We start from the raw sequence: 17,882 nt of genomic DNA, 5'->3' as shown, positions 1-17,882 counted from the left end.
AATAAGAGACTTTAAGCTTTGTCTTAAAATTTTAAACCGACCGCTACAGGAGCTACTCAAATGAGAAAATCATCGTGTACAGAGAGAATCAACACAATAAAACGAGAAAAGGTGTAGTGATGGAAGTGTTTAAAGAGAAAATAGCACAGCTTTGGCATCAATATGATGATGGATTATTAAACGTTGCTTTGATGAATCTTGATGAAGTAAAAAGAGAACCTTTAGCTGATTGGCAGATAAAAAAGCTTGAAGCGGTAATTGAACGTTTTAAATCTCTTGAGTATACAGATGCTCGCGCAGAGGCTTTATTAAAGCTTTGTGACTGTCTTGACCCTTTGGTGATGTTATATGCTTTTCATTCCCTACGCCAGCATAACGAAGATTTTATTCAGCCATTGATGAGATATATTAATGAAAATCAGCACCAAACATTTGTTGCAAGATTCAAAAAGCGTAATATCGCCTTTGAGAAAATGCAGATTTTAAGCCAGGTTTTTAATAATCGAATAATGGAGGAAATCCAGATTTGCATTGAATGAGTTTACTTATTTTTTTACCATTCACAGCTATGGCTTCGCTCAAAGCTTTGTTGATGTTGATTAAAAAAAGCAAGGTTGTCTTTTTGTGGTGGTAAAGTGACACTTTTTGTTTCATTGTTTTCATTAGACTGATTTTGGAAAAAAATTTTATTATTGCTGATGTCGTTTTTAGATGTAAATTCCTGTTCTTTCTCTTTGTAGGGAAATAGTTTTACACAGCCGCTTCCCCAAACAATTGTGCCGGCGATAAAGGCAAAAATCTCAGTAATCGTTGTAAAAGCTTGACCAAAGTCAGCGGATAATTGCTCGGCGGTTGCCAACAAGCATGCAGAGGTTGTTATAGCACAGATGAAGCTCAACATAATATTCATTAAATTCATTTTATTATTTTCCCAGTAGTCTTTAATATTCTGTGTAAGGCTTCTAGCTGCAGTTAATGGATGGCTAAAGCCTTTCAGGGTTTCATATGTTGCATTACTAAATAATAAAAGCCCTGGAATATTCATTGGAATAAGTCCCCACTTAATGAGTTGATTGGCAGTGCCAGGTTTATCTTTGGAAATCATTGCCTGATAGGTTGTGGGTAACTCAAAACAAAAAGACACAAAAAATGCAAATGCAGCTAAAAGTGCTGTTTGAGAAGATAAGTTTCTAAGTGATGTTTTTTGTGCTTTTATTGCCAGGTCAAATGTCTCCACCATAATAGGCCCCATTGTAGCAATGCCTGCAAATATACCACTTGTAACGCTTATTCCACGGTTGATCAGCTGGTCTTTGCTACTTAGAACCAAGAAAGTATCAGCAATACCACCTAAAATAGCTGAAAGCGTTGCAAATATGAGAGGCTTGACTTTCGGCATTCTGCCTTCAAATGACTTTTGTAGCTGTAATAACCGAAGCTGTTGAAAAGCTTCACGCCAGCCAGCATAGTTAAACAAAGTAAATAATGCCGTGGCAGCAGCGGCACAAGTATAAGCAGCAATCGATTCTGCTTCTTGTGATGCATCAATTAATAACTTGATATTGATACCAAACGTATAACCGGTGGTTGCACCAATAAGTGCGCTTATAAACAAAACACTTTTATAGTAATTATTTTCACCACTGGCATATTTTTTAATTAAATCAGTATGATATTTCTCTTTCGATAAGAATGCGTTTTTATCCACTTTTTCAAGAAGGTTAAATAATGATAAATTGTGCCCTGAAATACGGGTTCTATCGCCATTTTGATAGGTATCATAATCTTTAATAATCTTTTGAATCATATCTTTAATAGAAGGGGAAGATGTGGCATAAATTTGTTGGAATAAACTGATAATGTCATTTGAGGGTAATAGCTCATCTATTATGATGTTTTGATGACTTTGCTGTTCTTCTGATAATAAAGGTATTTGATTATCGTTCACGTTTTTAGCTCCTTGTGAAAAATATTTTGCAAGGTGGCTACCATCCGCTTATCTGGTTTTATGATGCTTCCTTGCCGTATTATGATTTATATGTTTTGGTTTTACAGGTTAAACGAAATCAGTATAAACTGCATTACGGTTTAACCACGTTTTCTTTATGCTTGTTTGTTATCAGAAAAACCTTGGAACTTATAGCACGGGTTTGGTAGCATTTTTGCAGACAACAAAAAAGATATATAAGAAATAGGTTTCAGTTTAATATGGTTTTAGTTTGACATTTGTTTTGGGTTGTTAACAGCAGGAGGCATAATGGAAAGTAGTACGCAGGGAAGAGCACCAATTATCAAGCAAGCCTTAGAGATGTTAAAAGACACGCTAAAGGCGCAATTAGGTGTTAAGCATCATAAGTATTCTGGTATATCTCAAGCGGATACATTTCAAAAACTGCTCCAGGTGGCTTGTCAGAAATATAAAACGCATTTTTACTCAAGACCTACTGGCACGACAGAAACAATGAAATACTTGAAAAATATTCTAGATGGTGATGAGGGGAATTTTTCAAGTTTTCGAGACTTCTTACTGCCCCGAGGTAAATCTAATGAGAAAGTTAGCTTTAGCGCAATGCGTTATTATGCGATGTATGGGAGTTTAGAAGGTAGTGAAGGAAGAATTTCTAGAGCGAGATATGATCAAAGCAATAGGTAACAAAAAAAAATCTGTGAAGCATATTTCGCAATCAAAGATAGTAAAGCTTGCTATAAATATATTTTCTTTAAGTCTCAAGATGAGATTTATGATCAATCTATAGGAGAAAATTGCCTTTAACCCTTATCATATAGGTTGTTTTCCCACGTTTTTTATATTACTTTTACGATAGTATTTCTCCTTGCTACTTACACAAGAATAATAGGAAGGAAATTATACAATGCCACAATATAGATACCCACGGGCTTAGCCCGTGGGTATCTATTTATGAATAATGAGCAGCAAAATAATCCTCAACAAAATAACAACAATATTCCTGGTAACAATATATAAACCTTAGCGGATAAATTAACAACCAATTTATCTGCTGCTGCGGTTTTCCCACGTTGTGATGGAATGAGTTTTATAGGATGATAAGCGAACAAATAGAAATGAAGTTATATAGTAAACATAATCAATGCTAAATGCTGACAAAATTGCTGATGTAAGTATAAAAAGTTTTTAGCATAGTGTGAAATATGGGGAAATAGGTATGAGGCGTCACTTTATAAAAGTGCTAACTGTTTTTTTGATTATTATTGGTGTGTTATCAGGGTGCTCTACAGCACCAAAAAAGCAGTATCCGTTAGCGAAAAAAGAGTTTGAAATAGATAAAGAAGTTAAACAAAAGCTGGCCGTATCATCTGAAAAAATTACTGATGCTTATCAACTATTAGCATTAAGTGACAAAGCAAAATATGGCATTGTTCATAAGATGAATACAGATGTTAAAAGTGAAGCCTTGCACCAACCTTTAGCATTGCAATGGTATGGGCCGATAGCACCACTATTAAAAGAAATTACGACAAAGGTTGGCTATGATTTTCAGATATATGGTAAAAACCCAAAATTCCCAATTTTAGTCGCAATTGGTGATGTGGATGCGCCTAAAGAGGACCTTGCGATTAACTTTATTGCTAACTTAGATGCACAAATAGGGACACAAGCCAAAATTTTTATCAACGTCAAACAAAAAGTAATCACATTAAGGTATTTAAATGATGATGCCGGTTGATACAACAGCGCTAGATAAGCTTATTCAATCAGTTAATACGCCAACAGCTCAGGTTGCTTATCAAAATGAAACGATTCGACAAAAGGCGATAAAGCAGGCGGCAATGTCATATGGCAGCCAGGCTGGGCTTTTCTGGGTATCACAAGTTATTGATCATGCATTAAAAGGCATGTCAGGCTATCTGGATCGCGTATTTGTTTTTAATCGATTAATGTTGCCAGATCATGTATTGCCACCTGTGTTACAACAAGCGTCAAATACGGTGAATGTGCATGACAGCCAACAAAAAATTCGGTTTGTTGGTCAGCAATATACGATTATTCAAAGGGCACGCTTTGCATCAACTGCGCCAAATTGGCGCGATTATCTTTGGATGAGTTACCAGATGCCAGAGCTTCCAGATGCTTCATTACTCCCCAAAAATGATGATGAGAAAACATTATGGGAAAAGCAATTAGTAAAAGCATGGTATTTAGGCGTAAATCAAGGAAAAGCCATTTTTAATATCCAGGCAAATAAACTGGTGAGAGATTTTAATGGCATGTTGCTATATCGACGTTTATTACTAAGTAATATGGTGAGCTTGCCTTATGTTAAGCATGTTGATAGCGGTATTACCGGTGGGCCAAACCAGATGAATATTGATGATTTAACCTGGCAGATTACCAAGCAGCCTCAGTTGCTTGATAATGCGAAACTATGGCAGCCAGTTATTGAGCGCTCAAGTAAAACTAGGTTACAGGCATGCACGATTTAACACAAATTACGCTTCCAAGCTTTTTATCTGGTGATAATTTTTTACAGCTTGCTGGCGTTGTTGTTGATCAAGGATCTTCTGAGATTACTTTGCAATCAAACCGGCCTGTTTTTATTACATTGCATGGGCAATTGATAAAGCTAACGCCACGTAATATTATGGATTACGAAGTTCGTGCGGTTGCCAAATTTCTATATGGTGCCAACATTGACAGTGAAGTTGGACGTAAGGGCGAAATTGACTTTGCTTATCATTGTCATCAAAACGGGCATCATTTTCGCGTAAATATTACCAAATGCCATGATGGGCAATCAGGTGGAATTCAGATTTCCATGCGTGTTATCCCGCATAATCCAAAGCCACTACCAGAGCATCACCTGGAAGATAAATTAGCGAAGAGCTTGCGTGATCCTGAAGGTTTAGTATTGGTAACTGGAGCAACGGGTTCTGGTAAATCAACACTTATTGCCAGTGTGATAGCGCATTTATCACAGGTAAAAAATCTGAAAATTTTAACCTATGAATCACCGATTGAATTTATTTTTGACGATTGTAATGGCCAATCGATTATTAGTCAGACTGAAGTGCCACGGGATTTATCCAGTTTTTCACAAGGGGTGAGAAACGCACTTCGCCGAACACCTGATATTATCATGGTCGGTGAGGTGCGTGATAAAGAAACTTTAGATGCTGTGATGGAGGCAGCATTAACTGGCCATACGGTAATGACAACGTTGCATAGTAAAGGTGTGGTAGACGCGATCCGCCGGATGCTGGTGATGTTTCCTTCTGAACAACGACAAGCCAGAATGTATGATCTGATTCAATTAATGGATACCGTTGTCTGGCAGAAATTAGTACCAGGTATTGATGGACAACTTGTGGCATTACGAGAGTATATTGTTTTTGATGATGCGTTACGGCAAAAGCTTGTTGATATGCAGTTGCCAGATATTGATAAAACATTAAAAGCCTCATTTTTAACACATGGGCAATCTTTTTATAAATCGGCATTAAGTGCTTATCAGAAAAATAAGATTAGTAAAGAAACCTATAATAGCCTTTGTCCAGAATCATCCAATGCTCAGGTCTCTAAAGCAGAAAGTGGTTTGTTGTTTAAATCGCATAACAGTAGTAATCAAGAAGCGTTATTGAGTACAAAAGCAGGTTGTGCCACATGAAGGAAATGATTCAAAGAAGAGGTAAAAAATGAAATCAAGTACCAGTGCGCATTGGCGCGACTCAGGTTATCAGCCTATGCTATTTGTAATTGATGCCAAAGCGGCGATTACTTTTTTAATCTTTTTTTTACATCCAGCAATCTGGACTTTTTCTATTTGTGTTTTAAGCGTGATTTTCTTCTGCCTTTTATATCGCTTTAATATCTCATTGCGTGTGTTTTTAAGGATTTTGGCAAGTCTTGTAATTGGTAAAGCAAAAATAAGGGTTAAACGCTTGTGAAAAAAATATCATTTCGCGGGGTATCAGCCAAGCATGAAACCAGGGGTTCAGCTTCTATTCGGGATACCAGGCCATTATTAGTTCAGTTTAATGATTTTTTATTATCACGAACAGGGTCAATATTTGTAATGGCAGGTTTTTTTCTCGTGGCACTTTTATTACCAATTATCAGTGACATCTGTTTAGTCTTGGCTTTTTTAACCTTTTGGTATGTTTTTTGGGATGCACCTGTTTTACCCTTTAAATTACCTATTGTCAGTGGGAAAAAAGATAAGCATGACTTACAGCCTGGCAGTGATGAGCCACAAAAAGCTCGTGGCATTTATCATTTTGGAAATGAAATCAATACAGACAGCCAGCTGTGGTTTAATAATGATGATATGCGTACGCATGCCTTGATCTTTGGCTCAACGGGTAGTGGTAAGACAGAAAGCCTGATCTCGATTGCATATAATTCACTGGTTCAAGGTAGTGGTTTTATCTATGTCGATGGTAAGGGTGATAACATCACTTATGCCAAAATATTTTCGATGGTGCGAAGCCTTGGGCGCGAAGATGATTTGTTAGTGATTAACTATATGACTGGGGCAAGTGATATTTTTGGTCCACAGGATGTTGCGATTTCAAATACATTAAACCCATTTGCTTCAGGTTCATCCAGTATGTTATCGAACTTGATTGTGAGTTTGTTGGGAGACTCTAAAAGCTCAGGTGATGGTGATATGTGGAAAGGCCGTGCAATTGCATTTGTTGAAGCTTTGATGCGTGTGCTTGTCTATTTAAGAGATGAAGGCTATATTCTTTTGGATGCGGGACTTATCAGGCGTTATTTTACATTGCAGGTTTTAGAAAAGCTGGTATTTGATGCACAGGCTGTTGATCAGTATGATAATCCTGTAGAAATCACACAAAAAATCCCTTTTGCAGTGTTAGACCCTTTGATGAATTATTTGGCAACCTTGCCAGGTTATCAGAAGTCAAAAAAAGGTCAACAGCCAGATAAAGCTTATGAACAGCATGGATATATTACCATGCAGTTAACACGTGTATTTGGTTCATTGGCTGATGTTTATGCGCATATCATGAAAACAAATCTGGCAGAAGTCGATTTTAACGACGTTGTCTTAAACCGCCGCATTTTAGTTGTACTTTTGCCAGCATTAGAGAAGTCACCTGATGAGTTGGCAAACCTGGGGAAACTGATTATTGCTTCATTAAAAGCAATGTTAGCTTCAGGTTTAGGCAGTCAAGTTCAAGGTGAATATGAAAAAATTATTGAATCAAAACCAACCAATGCGAAAACACCTTATTTATGTATTTTAGATGAATATGGCTACTATGCGGTTCCTGGTTTTGCCGTTGTTCCAGCACAGGCCAGATCATTAGGTTTCTCGGTTGTGTTCGCAGGCCAAGATTTACCTGCTTTACAAAAGGCCTCAAAAGAAGAAGCCGCTTCAATTGGCGCCAATACAAATATTAAAATCTGTATGAAGCTTGAGGACCCTGTTGAGACTTGGGACTTCTTTAATAAAAGTGCAGGGGAGGCATATGTTTCAGCGGCCAAAAGTTATACAATGGACAGTGCGACTTCAATGGGGTATCGTGATACACGTGAGGCCAGCATTGATAAACGTGGCCGTATTGATTTAATGGATTTAAAAGATCAAAGACCAGGCGAGGCACATGTTTTTTTCCAATCACAAATTGTGCGTACACGAATGTTTTTTGCGAATCCGCCTAAAGTCAAAGAAGTACGCCTAAACGAATTCTTGCGTGTTGAACCACCTAAAAAACAAATAATGTCACAGCTAAGCTCACTGGCAAAGCTTAATATTAATATGCCCAAGCGTAAAAATCTGCAACAAACGCTGATATATCAGTTAATTGAAAAACTTAAAGAAGTAAATATTGATGAAACAAATGATCTTACCACTGATTATTACCAGATCCTGACAAAGGCTGATGATAAACAGGATAACCAGATACAACAGGTGGCAAGACAGGCCTTACAAGAAAAAACAACAGCAGATGGTGGTGAAATAAGTATCGACACGCTTATTGAAAAAAGTTTGCTATTTACAGATATTCCAGTAGAAACGCGCCTTGATAGCGTCTACTTTGATGCGAGTAACCCTGTTTTCACCAACACAATATTGGATCATCAGGCTTTAAGTGATTTTGCCTTTAAGTTAGCGATTAGCTATGGGGTGAGTTTATCAAAGGTGCCACAATTTCAAGTAAAACTATACGAGCAGTTATGTCAGGCAACAACTTACGATGTTTTTTATGATTATAATACAGATAAAAATCAGCTTGAAGCCTGTCTGGAAGTTGCATTAACGATATAAACGAGTGAAAAGATGGATAAGATTTGCCAGATATTGCAAAAAATTGCACAAAATAGATCGTTGACTTTTAAAAAGGATGGAGAGGTTATACCCATTGAAATAGCCATAAGCCCTAAGGGCTATGTGCCACTGATGATTGAACAGTGTCAGGATCTAGTAGAGTATACGTTAGGCTTTCGTTTTGATCTTGCAGAAAAGCCAAATCCTGAAGCTTTATTTAAAAGAGAAATAACAGGAAGTATTAGTTTGGAAAAGGGTATTTTATTAGTTTTTTTCTTGGTAAACCAGCTTGAGAAAATAATGGAAAACACCCAGGATAATGTAATTCAATTAAGTTGCTGAAGCCATGTTATCTGTGCCTGGCAAGCGCAATGGCTACTAGAGGAGCATCATCCTTACATAAGCCACACCTTTATCAATCCACGTGATGATTGTTGGTAGCTTAAAGCGATTATAGCCATATCCTTCTTCTGCTGTTAGACTGGGCATTGTATAAAGGCTAAAATCGTCATTACTAAGGAGCAATCCTTGAGTGGACTTCCCGCCAAAGCTTTGCTTTTCGGGAGTAATGGCACTGAAGGTATTTGTGTAGAATTAATAAGAAATTCTTGAGAAGTAATATGCAAAAATAGAAAGTGCGTAACACCAGCAAGTTACACTTATGTGATCTTTTGTGTCGCTTGAGATAGGTGAGATGATTTAATGTGGATTTTAAGCAAAGCTTGCTGTATTGCAGTAAGTATCGTAAGAGCAGTTAACACCTGTGCATAATAGATAAAATGTATTGCTATTTTCTAGTTTTGTATTTATATCAGGCGAGCAATTTCCATTGGCCTGCCAGGCTTTTGAGCTCATATTATAATCTAATTCGCAGCTTATCACATTGCTATTTTCAGGTGTGACAACAACTTTAATTCTGTCGCCGATATCAGCATTTGAACTAGGATCAAGCTGATTAAAGACAATACTTGCTTTGGAGCTTATATTTCCCACTGAGCAGGCAGTTAAAGGAGCGCTTGTTGGGTTGATAGTTATTGTCATCTCGTTGCCATTAAGGTCTGAGGTACCTGATGAAGACACCTTAATATAATCTGTAGATGGAGGTGATATTAAAGAGCTTACGCCACTTACACTGTTGAGTGTAAGACTTTGGTATAAATTTCCCTTAATATAAAGATCAATTTGTTTATTACCAGAAAAATAGCTTTCATTAAGCGTATAGTTGCTGTTAGAGGAAATTGTTCCTAATGGGTTATTCCCTTCTTTTACCGTTACACTATAATGTGTTTTATTCTTAATGTTGTATTTATAAGCCTTTTGACCAAGAAAGTAAGCGCACCCCTCCAAGTCAAAAGGGAAATTTTTATAATCATAACCTTGTGGTGGGAGAAAAACGGCAACATCGCCATAATAGGAATCTGTTCCGCGCCTATTAACATGTATATAATATGCATTTAAAACATTTTCTGACCCTGTTCTGACAAGCAGTTGTGTACTTCCATCATCTGATTGTGTAGTCTTAATTACGTCCATATTTTTACCATGGCCATGATTCATTGCATATTCAATATGATATTCATCGTTACCATTAATATTCATACCCTGAATGAAGCTACTCAAAGTATCACCTTGTGCATCAAATGTCCAGCGGTTATGCGTTCCGGCGGAAATTGTTTTTGTACCAAAGTCATCACCATGGTCATTACCTGCAGATACTAATGTAATTTGATCTGGACCACAATTAGTAATGCCAAAGTATAGGTCGTGGTCGGCCTTTGCTATATTAACCGTGCTAAACAAAAAAAGACTGATAGTGAAAGTAAGCTTTCGTTTATTTTTCATATTACTACCTTTGAAATGTTGAAGACCTAAAAGTATATTTTTGTGAAACTTATCACACAGCGGGAAAAATTATAAAAACACGCGCAAAAATGACACCAGCTGCTCTTTGGTTTGAACTCCTGCTAAATATTTAAGCTCACTGACGGCATCTTCTATGGTGCGAACTGCTTTATGCATTCTTGTTGCGATTTCCTTATTGCTAAATCCTAGTTTAATATATTGTGCGTAAGCAATTTGTTTTTTCGTTAGCTGCACTGCTTGAGATGACAAACAAGGTTTAGGTGTACAAGGAAAAAAGCGAAGATCATTTTTACAATCAGCGCGGGATATTTTAGGAAAATCAACCAGAAATAAAGGATAGCTGTTTTCCTGGTAGATTAACCGTATATAGTTTGAAAGCTTATCCATTAGATTTTCTATAGATGGGGTAAAAGTGGTTGTAAGTGTCGTTTTCTTTTGAACATAGAAAATAAAAATATCTTTATGGTTTTCAAATGCATGTTCAAAAAAGTGCATTATTGTTTCTTCACCTTCTGGATGCTTGTTGTAAATTTTACCAGAAAAATCCGTAAGATGTTGCTTCTTTGAATAAATTTTGGAATAAGCAGCATAACCACCTGGTAGCTTATACTTGATTGACTTAAAGACTGGATGTTTCCATAATTGTAATGTGAAAAACTGTTGTAAATGATGATTTCTTGCTTGTTTACTAACACAACTGTAAAAAACAGCTTTTCTTGAGCTTTTTTTAAAAACACGGCAAACAGCAACATCGACTACACCAAGTGCACTCAACATTTTGTGGTGTGTGTTATGATGCAAACTTTTTGCAGATTGTTTTGCAATGTTTTCCAGTACGAGTTTATCTTCAAGGGTTAGTGTGGTGAGATTCTTTATTTGATATAAGTTTCTGTCATTTGTAATATACATGGGAGCGCCTTCTTATTTTTGGTCAGTATTTTTTGGTGTCGGTTTTTTCTTGCATCATAGTAAGTAGCAACAAGTTAAAAATTAAGATCATTTCCATTTGTTGGTTAATATCATATCTATAGCTGAGTATTTTGAAATACGTATAGTTACGTATTTTTCCACATCGTGTTTACATAAAGATCATATAAAGTCTTAAAATAGCTTAAGTATTTTTTTTATTTTACTTTCTTAGTTAGTTTTCAATATTATATAAAATAGCGTGTGTAAATAAGTTGTAAAATCACTTTGTGACATCCTCTATACTCCTTTAAGTTTCTACTGTTTACATAAAAGATTAAACCTTTGCACTTACAATGAGATACTTTATAGGATTACCAAGAGAAATTGTAATGATTGTTATTGAATGAAAGTTTAGTTTTATTAAAGAGACTTTAAAATAAGATATAACCTCTCCGATGTGGATACTTATTTATTATTTGTAAAGCTTATTATGATGAGTACAGCAGCACCAACACAAATCGCAGAGTCAGCAATATTAAAGGCAGGCCAGTGGTATTGATTGATATGAAAGTCTAAGAAATCAATTACATAGCCGTGATACAGTCGATCATAAAGATTACCAAGTGCACCTCCTAAAATAAGCGCAAGGCTTAACGCAGTGATGTTTTTATTTCTAGGCAGGCGTATCAACCAGATTATGATCACTGCTGAAACGGCAATGGCAATAAAAGAAAGTAAAATCACCTGCCAAAAGGTATTGGCATTACTTAGAAAGCTAAAAGCGGCACCGTAATTATGCAGTAAGGTTAAATTGAAAAAGGGCAATACTTTCACTGGTGTTGCATAGGTGAGCGCCGTGCTTGCCCAGAATTTAGTGCATAAATCCAGGGTAATAATAAAGACACTAAGCCATATCCAGCGAAGCTGCGAGTTACGCAAACGCACGGTTTTCCCCTTTTTCAGTGGTTATGTTTTCAATACAACGCCCGCAAATATCGTCATACTCCGCATGTGTGCCAACATCCTCACGGCGATGCCAGCAGCGTGCACATTTAGGGGCGCTGGATTTCTCAGCATGAATGTAAAGACCATCGATCTGTGTTTTAATGGCATCCTCAGGAGCACCTTCACTTTCAATAACCTGTGCTTTAGAGACGATTAAGGCAAACCGAAGCTCATCTTGAAGTTTTGCTAAGTCCTGATAAAGCTTGCCTTTAGCATAAAGTGTGACATTTGCCTCTAATGAGGCACCGAGCTGATCCTGTGTGCGCATTGATTCAAGTAGTTTATTCGTTTCACTTCTGACTTGTTGGATTTGCTGCCAGAACTGAAGGTTAAGCTCATCGGTTTTAGCGAGTGTTTGTAATTGATCATACCACTGGCATAGGATAAGTGGCTGTTTATTCTCACCAGGAATTGCCGCATAAATTTCATCGGCAGTAAAACACAAGATGGGAGATAACCACCTCACCAGTGCTTGCACGATATGATACATCGCCGTTTGGGCGGATTTTCTTGCCTGGCCATCAGCCTTGGCGGTGTATTGACGATCTTTGATCACATCCAAATAAAAGCTGCCCATTTCAATTGAGCAGAAGTGGTGAATCTGCTGGGCAACGGTGTGAAAATGATAGTGATCATAAGCGTTGATAATCTTTTGTTGTGTTTCATAAGCACAAGCTATTGCCCATTTATCTAAGGCTACCATCTGATCAAATTCAACAAGATCCGTTTCAGGGTTAAATCCATTTAAGTTAGATAACAAGAAACGCGCGGTATTTCTTAGGCGCCGGTAAGTGTCGGCCGTTCTTTTTAAAATCTCATCTGATACGGTCATCTCAGAGCGATAATCCGTTGATGAAACCCAAAGCCTTAGGATATCCGCACCTAATGTATTCACAACATCCTGTGGCGAGATGACATTACCCAAGGATTTTGACATTTTGCGCCCTTGTGCATCAACCGTGAAACCATGCGTTAACACTTCTTTGTAAGGCGCTTTGCCACAACGGGCAAGACTTGTCAGCATTGATGTTTGAAACCAGCCGCGATGTTGATCTGAGCCTTCAAGATAAAGATCAGCAGGAAAGCGTAGTTGTTCATTGGCTTCAACAACACAAGCGTTAGAAGCGCCTGAGTCAAACCAGACATCAAGTGTGTCGGTGACACGTTCATAGTGCTCAAGATCTTCAATAAACTCGCTATTATCGGCTTCAAACCAGGCTTCGATGCCGCCTTTTTCAATGAGCTTGGCTACTTTCTCCATAATTTCTGACGTATTTGGATGAAGCTCGCCTGTTTCTTTATTGACGAATAAAGGCAGTGGCGTGCCCCATGTTCTTTGGCGAGAGATACACCAATCCGGGCGGTCTTTCATCATTGCCTCAATTCGATTTTTCCCCCAGGATGGCAGCCATGTCGTGTCTTCAATGGTTTTGGCTGCTTTTTCTCTCAGGTTTGCCTTATCCATACTGATAAACCATTGTGGTGTGGCGCGAAAAATTAAAGGTGTTTTGTGGCGCCAGCAATGTGGATAGCTGTGATCTAAGCGATGATGCGCTAACAAGCAGTCATTGGCTTTAAGCTTTTCAATCACTGCATCATTAGCATCCAACACAAACCGTTTGGCAAAAAAATCAATGTGTTCTTTAAAATAGCCTTGATTATCAACCGGGTTGTTATCTAAGGGCAGATTATTGGCTTTAGCAACCGTAAAATCTTCAACCCCGTGGGCAGGTGCGGTATGAACAGCACCTGTTCCTGAATCTGTGGTCACATGATCACCATGCAGGATAGGCACTTTCTTTTGGTAAAAAGGGTGATGTGCAAAAAGGCCTATAAGTTCTTTACCTGTCGTTTCTGCCACAATATGATAATTATCAATATTTGTTCTTGATAAGACATTATCAAGTAAGTCTTTGGCAACGATAATATATTGCGCATTAATATCAACAAGCGCATAAGTAATCTCATTATGTACCGCAATTGCTTCATTGGCAGGTAATGTCCAAGGTGTTGTGGTCCATATCACAATTGAAGCAGGCTTTGAAATAGCAGATAAACCAAAGGCATTTGCCCATTGCTGTGGGTTATCAATATTGAATTTCACATCAATCGCAGGCGAGGTTTTTTCTTTGTATTCAACTTCGGCTTCTGCTAATGCTGATGCGCATTCACAACACCAGTTGACAGGCTTAAAGCCTTTGGTCAGATGACCATTATCAATAATTTTTGCCAAGACGCGTATAAGGTTGGCTTCATAGTCAAAGCGCATTGTCGTATAAGGATGATCCCAGTCACCTAAAACACCCAGGCGCTGGAAGTCTTTCATCTGGCGCTTGATTTGTTTTGTTGCATATTTACGACACTCTTTGCGGAATTTGTTGGCATCAACTTTAACACCAGGTTTACCAATTTGTTTTTCTACCTGTAACTCAATTGGCAGACCATGACAATCCCAGCCAGGCACATATGGGGCATCAAAGCCAGACAAGGTCTTGGCACGAATAATCATGTCCTTTAGAATTTTATTGACCGCATGACCCACGTGAATATCACCATTGGCATAAGGTGGGCCATCATGTAAGATAAACTTATCTCTACCGGCAAAATGCTGGCGGATTTTCTGGTAAGTATTGTCTTTATACCATTGGTTCAAGCGCATGGGTTCTTTTTGCGCCAGGTTTGCCTTCATCGAAAACGATGTCTTTGGCAAGTTTAGCGTGCTTTTATAATCTGCCATTGTTTCTAACCTTTTATTATCATATTTTTTTGTATCCAACTTTTTGCGATTTCTTTATCACTTTGTATCTGTGTAACCAGTGCATCAAAGTCGGTAAATTTTTTCTCAGCGCGAATAAATTTGAGAAATTCAATCGTAACATATTGACCGTATAAGTCATGATTAAAATCGAAAATATAAGTCTCCAGTAGGCGCATTTTGCCACAGACAGTCGGTCGTATACCAATATTAGCAACGCCATAACAGACTTTGTGTTTTAAGTGGACTTTTACTGCATAAACCCCTGAAACAGCAACTTTTGTCGGCATGGGGATATTAATGGTAGGAAAGCCAAGCTTTTGTCCATTTTTATTGCCATGGTGAATGCGTCCACTTAAGCTATAGCGTCTGCCTAGCAAGGCAAAGGCGCGATCAAACTCACCATGTTGAAGATAGGTACGAATGATGCTGCTGCTAATACGTGTATTTTCCTGCAAATAGGATGATGTGCTGCTGACATCAAAACCATACTGCTGGCCAAGCTTTTTAAGATATTGATAATCACCTTGTCTTTGAAAACCAAAGCGAAAATCATCACCGATTACCACATGTTTTGCATGTAATCCATCGACCAGGATTTTTTGCACAAATGCATCAGGCGTTAAGGTGGCTAGCTTTTGATTGAAGCTTAAACAAAGCACTTGATCAATACCTGCTTTTTGAAAATTTAGCATCTTATCTCTAAATGGCGTAATTCTTGCAGGGGCATTTTCGCCCATAAAAAACTCTTTAGGTTGAGGCTCAAAGCAGATGACTGTTGATTTTGCCTTTTGTGCTTTGGCAAATGTAGAGACCTTTTGCAGGATATATTGATGCCCAAGGTGAATGCCATCAAAGTTACCAATAGTGACAATACTCGGCGCTGTATTTGTTGTTTGTTTTATATCTGCAAATCGAAGAAGTCGCATGCTTTGTTTCAAATCCAATGCTTTACCCGCCTATGCCAGGTTTAGCTGTTTTTTTATTTGTTTCATAACTGGTTGCTTATTATGATACAAAGCCAAACGCTTTTCAATCTTAAGTAAATTATAATTGGCGGCAGGCTTGCGCCAAACGCGCTAATTTTCTTTGCGCATGTACTGTATAATCATTGTTTGAATCCCAGGCATAGCCTGCCAGTACGGCGCATATTTTTTGTTTAATATGTGCAGGTTGCGTTTTAGCAAAAATAATATCCTGCAGGTCATGATTGTACCAGGCATTTACATAGGCTTTAAATGTATTAACACCAAATTGCAGTGGTTTGGCAAAATCTTTCTCCCAGTCAACTTTTTGCCCACGAAGTTGTTTATCAAGAGCAGTGCTTGCAAGCTCAGCTGATTTCATGGCAATGGTCACACCTGAGGAAAAAACAGGGTCTAAAAACTCACCGGCATTTCCTAAAAGCGCGAAGCCTTGGCCATATAAGCTTTTGACATTGCTTGAAAATCCATGGATGGATTGCACGGTTTCAGACCAGTTGGCATGTTGTAAATAGCAAGACATGCCAGGGGTTTCATAAACTAATTTTTTCAGTTGTGTTTTAGGGTCAATATCGGGTAAAAGATACCTGCTTTCTGCAACAACACCGATAGAGGCTTTATTATTTTGAAAAGGGATCAGCCAAAACCAGATATTACGATTTTGTGGGTGTACCGTGATGAGAATTTTGTTACGATCAAATGCATTTGTTTTAATATTATCCTTAATATGGGTAAATAAAGACATGCGCGGTGGGAAATCACTTGGGCAATCTAAATCAAGCAGTTTAGGCAGTACGCGGGCAAACCCGCTGGCATCAAGAATAAATCTTGCCTGATATTGGTGTTGTACGTTATGCTGATCTATGGTTTTGATATGTTGTATTTGTGCTGATACATCAACATCAACAACCTTTTGCTGGTAATAAATTTCAACCCCGTTTTTTTCAACCTCATCGGCAAGGATTTTATCAAATTTAGCCCGTTCAACCTGAAAAGTATGATCCCAGCCTGGTGTGAATTTATCTTCAAAATTAAAGGCGGTATGGTGCTTTTGATATTCAAACACAGCACCGTTTTTACATTGAAAATGCGCGTTTTGTACGGCAGTTAGTAAGCCTGCTTTTTCCAGGATCATCATACATTGTGGTAATAAGCTCTCACCAATACTAAAACGTGGGAATTTGCTGGCCTCGATGATGCCAACATGATAACCCTTTTTTTTAAGTAAAGCCGCAGCAATTGTCCCTGAGGGCCCTGCGCCAATGATTAAAACATCGTATTTATTCTGTAGCATGATGATGCTTATTATGCTTTCATTGATCTGTGTGTTCGTTACTTTACGTGATTTTGTATTACTCATAAACCAATATTTGGCATTTTTGTTTACATGATGTTGTTTATAAGCTACAATTGAGTTTATGAGGCAGATACGTATATACCAAACCGAAGACGGTAAAGCGCCTTTTACTATATGGCTGGATAACATCAAAGATAAAGTAGCTAAAGCGAGGATCCGCAGGCGAATTGATCGATTGTATTTAGGCAATGAGGGTGATCATAAGCATGTTGGTGATGGTGTATTTGAGCTTAGGTTGCCATTTGGGCCAGGCTATCGCATTTACTATGCAAAAACGTCTGACGTGATCTACATTTTATTACTTGGCGGAGATAAAAAGACGCAGTCAAATGACATTAAATTAGCTCGGAAATATTGGCTTAAGTTAAAATCAGGAGGTAATAATGAGTGCGCCAAGCAAAGCTAAGGCAATCAAGCTGGACAATCCAGCCCAGAAAAAGGCTAGCCACCAGTCTGGAACCGAACTACACATAATGCAAGGTAACGAACATTATGAAGCTGTAGTAAGGGCGGTCTATCAGCCACAACGCAAGTGAAGGTATTGAGCCCCGTAATATATCATCGTCGCACCTGATCAAGGTTTTCATTTGCCTGAAATCAGCACTACGCAATACGTAAAGGCGAGTATGCGTGGAGGTGCCGGGGTCTGAGTCCGTAGCGGGTAGATGAACTGATTGCTTTGGAACTTGGGAGAACCTTGCTATTTCTGAATGCTTATCTTGGAGCCTAAAAAGCTA

The 17,882-nt window shown here is 38.1% G+C and carries 17 protein-coding genes; 10 read left to right on the top strand and 7 right to left on the bottom strand.

The window, feature by feature from the left end:
• The first annotated feature begins 119 nt into the window (after positions 1-119).
• Positions 120-539 carry a type IVB secretion system protein IcmW gene (locus tag DNK84_RS03420; RefSeq protein ID WP_119343172.1) on the top strand — a complete coding sequence of 140 codons (420 nt, stop codon included), beginning with the start codon at positions 120-122 and terminating at the stop codon, positions 537-539.
• A gap of 14 nt (positions 540-553) precedes the next feature.
• Here DNK84_RS03420 and DNK84_RS03415 read toward each other — a convergent pair whose 3' ends face one another.
• Complete coding sequence (locus DNK84_RS03415) at positions 554-1,948, bottom strand: hypothetical protein (protein WP_119343171.1); 1,395 nt, start codon at positions 1,946-1,948, stop codon at positions 554-556.
• 309 nt (positions 1,949-2,257) lie between these two features.
• Here DNK84_RS03415 and DNK84_RS03405 point away from each other — a divergent pair, with 309 nt between their 5' ends.
• The 7 genes from DNK84_RS03405 to DNK84_RS03375 all read left to right on the top strand — a co-directional run bounded on the left by DNK84_RS03405 (position 2,258) and on the right by DNK84_RS03375 (position 8,615).
• Entirely contained in the window at positions 2,258-2,653 is a 396-nt protein-coding gene (locus DNK84_RS03405; protein ID WP_119343169.1) for a hypothetical protein, read from the top strand.
• A gap of 532 nt (positions 2,654-3,185) precedes the next feature.
• A complete protein-coding gene (locus tag DNK84_RS03400) occupies positions 3,186-3,707 on the top strand; it encodes a DotD/TraH family lipoprotein (RefSeq protein ID WP_119343168.1) in 522 nt (173 codons plus the stop codon).
• Positions 3,691-4,464 carry a type IV secretory system conjugative DNA transfer family protein gene (locus DNK84_RS03395; RefSeq protein ID WP_119343167.1) on the top strand — a complete coding sequence of 258 codons (774 nt, stop codon included), beginning with the start codon at positions 3,691-3,693 and terminating at the stop codon, positions 4,462-4,464. Before DNK84_RS03400 ends, DNK84_RS03395 begins: the two co-directional genes overlap by 17 nt.
• Positions 4,452-5,645: a type IV pilus twitching motility protein PilT gene (locus DNK84_RS03390; RefSeq protein WP_119343166.1), complete on the top strand. Its 1,194-nt coding sequence runs from the start codon at positions 4,452-4,454 to the stop codon at positions 5,643-5,645. The genes DNK84_RS03395 and DNK84_RS03390 overlap by 13 nt, the downstream gene beginning before the upstream one ends.
• A gap of 28 nt (positions 5,646-5,673) precedes the next feature.
• A complete protein-coding gene (gene icmT, locus DNK84_RS03385; protein WP_119343165.1) occupies positions 5,674-5,925 on the top strand; it encodes an IcmT/TraK family protein in 252 nt (83 codons plus the stop codon).
• Positions 5,922-8,273, top strand: coding sequence for a type IV secretory system conjugative DNA transfer family protein (locus tag DNK84_RS03380; protein ID WP_119343164.1), 2,352 nt, complete (start codon positions 5,922-5,924; stop codon positions 8,271-8,273). The genes icmT and DNK84_RS03380 overlap by 4 nt, the downstream gene beginning before the upstream one ends.
• A gap of 12 nt (positions 8,274-8,285) precedes the next feature.
• Positions 8,286-8,615 carry a hypothetical protein gene (locus DNK84_RS03375; RefSeq protein ID WP_119343163.1) on the top strand — a complete coding sequence of 110 codons (330 nt, stop codon included), beginning with the start codon at positions 8,286-8,288 and terminating at the stop codon, positions 8,613-8,615.
• Positions 8,616-8,984: 369 nt separating this feature from the next.
• Here DNK84_RS03375 and DNK84_RS03370 read toward each other — a convergent pair whose 3' ends face one another.
• The 6 genes from DNK84_RS03370 to DNK84_RS03345 form a co-directional block, all read right to left on the bottom strand.
• On the bottom strand, positions 8,985-10,115 hold the full coding sequence (locus DNK84_RS03370; RefSeq protein WP_119343162.1) for a hypothetical protein: 1,131 nt from the start codon (positions 10,113-10,115) through the stop codon (positions 8,985-8,987).
• A 69-nt stretch (positions 10,116-10,184) separates the two neighbouring features.
• A complete protein-coding gene (locus DNK84_RS03365; protein WP_119343161.1) occupies positions 10,185-11,045 on the bottom strand; it encodes a helix-turn-helix transcriptional regulator in 861 nt (286 codons plus the stop codon).
• A gap of 465 nt (positions 11,046-11,510) precedes the next feature.
• Complete coding sequence (lspA, locus tag DNK84_RS03360) at positions 11,511-11,990, bottom strand: signal peptidase II (protein WP_119343160.1); 480 nt, start codon at positions 11,988-11,990, stop codon at positions 11,511-11,513.
• A complete protein-coding gene (gene ileS / locus DNK84_RS03355; RefSeq protein ID WP_119343159.1) occupies positions 11,977-14,787 on the bottom strand; it encodes an isoleucine--tRNA ligase in 2,811 nt (936 codons plus the stop codon). Before ileS ends, lspA begins: the two co-directional genes overlap by 14 nt.
• A 5-nt stretch (positions 14,788-14,792) precedes the next feature.
• The gene (locus DNK84_RS03350; RefSeq protein WP_208123247.1) at positions 14,793-15,752 is read right to left on the bottom strand and encodes a bifunctional riboflavin kinase/FAD synthetase; all 960 of its coding nucleotides are present in this window, start codon (positions 15,750-15,752) and stop codon (positions 14,793-14,795) included.
• 100 nt (positions 15,753-15,852) lie between these two features.
• Positions 15,853-17,148: an NAD(P)/FAD-dependent oxidoreductase gene (locus DNK84_RS03345; protein WP_235826812.1), complete on the bottom strand. Its 1,296-nt coding sequence runs from the start codon at positions 17,146-17,148 to the stop codon at positions 15,853-15,855.
• A gap of 58 nt (positions 17,149-17,206) precedes the next feature.
• Between DNK84_RS03345 and DNK84_RS03340 the strand changes: the two genes are divergently transcribed.
• Together DNK84_RS03340 and DNK84_RS14200 are read left to right on the top strand one after the other, a co-directional pair.
• The gene (locus tag DNK84_RS03340; protein ID WP_119343157.1) at positions 17,207-17,551 is read left to right on the top strand and encodes a type II toxin-antitoxin system RelE/ParE family toxin; all 345 of its coding nucleotides are present in this window, start codon (positions 17,207-17,209) and stop codon (positions 17,549-17,551) included.
• Positions 17,529-17,681: a hypothetical protein gene (locus DNK84_RS14200; RefSeq protein WP_162902145.1), complete on the top strand. Its 153-nt coding sequence runs from the start codon at positions 17,529-17,531 to the stop codon at positions 17,679-17,681. The genes DNK84_RS03340 and DNK84_RS14200 overlap by 23 nt, the downstream gene beginning before the upstream one ends.
• Positions 17,682-17,882: the final 201 nt, after the last annotated feature.

Source organism: Facilibium subflavum (assembly GCF_003574485.1).
GTDB lineage: Bacteria > Pseudomonadota > Gammaproteobacteria > Francisellales > Francisellaceae > Facilibium > Facilibium subflavum.
This window is presented reverse-complemented; position numbering and strand designations above follow the sequence as displayed.

What these genes read in the sequence shown, in the direction of transcription:
- DNK84_RS03420 (WP_119343172.1), top strand. Translation starts at nt 120, where the DNA reads ATGGAAGTGTTTAAAGAGAAAATAGCACAGCTTTGGCATCAATATGAT.
- DNK84_RS03405 (WP_119343169.1), top strand. Translation starts at nt 2,258, where the DNA reads ATGGAAAGTAGTACGCAGGGAAGAGCACCAATTATCAAGCAAGCCTTA.
- DNK84_RS03400 (WP_119343168.1), top strand. Translation starts at nt 3,186, where the DNA reads ATGAGGCGTCACTTTATAAAAGTGCTAACTGTTTTTTTGATTATTATT.
- DNK84_RS03395 (WP_119343167.1), top strand. Translation starts at nt 3,691, where the DNA reads ATGATGATGCCGGTTGATACAACAGCGCTAGATAAGCTTATTCAATCA.
- DNK84_RS03390 (WP_119343166.1), top strand. Translation starts at nt 4,452, where the DNA reads ATGCACGATTTAACACAAATTACGCTTCCAAGCTTTTTATCTGGTGAT.
- icmT (WP_119343165.1), top strand. Translation starts at nt 5,674, where the DNA reads ATGAAATCAAGTACCAGTGCGCATTGGCGCGACTCAGGTTATCAGCCT.
- DNK84_RS03375 (WP_119343163.1), top strand. Translation starts at nt 8,286, where the DNA reads ATGGATAAGATTTGCCAGATATTGCAAAAAATTGCACAAAATAGATCG.
- DNK84_RS03370 (WP_119343162.1), bottom strand. Translation starts at nt 10,115, where the DNA reads ATGAAAAATAAACGAAAGCTTACTTTCACTATCAGTCTTTTTTTGTTT.
- DNK84_RS03365 (WP_119343161.1), bottom strand. Translation starts at nt 11,045, where the DNA reads ATGTATATTACAAATGACAGAAACTTATATCAAATAAAGAATCTCACC.
- ileS (WP_119343159.1), bottom strand. Translation starts at nt 14,787, where the DNA reads ATGGCAGATTATAAAAGCACGCTAAACTTGCCAAAGACATCGTTTTCG.
- DNK84_RS03345 (WP_235826812.1), bottom strand. Translation starts at nt 17,148, where the DNA reads ATGAGTAATACAAAATCACGTAAAGTAACGAACACACAGATCAATGAA.
- DNK84_RS03340 (WP_119343157.1), top strand. Translation starts at nt 17,207, where the DNA reads ATGAGGCAGATACGTATATACCAAACCGAAGACGGTAAAGCGCCTTTT.
- DNK84_RS14200 (WP_162902145.1), top strand. Translation starts at nt 17,529, where the DNA reads ATGAGTGCGCCAAGCAAAGCTAAGGCAATCAAGCTGGACAATCCAGCC.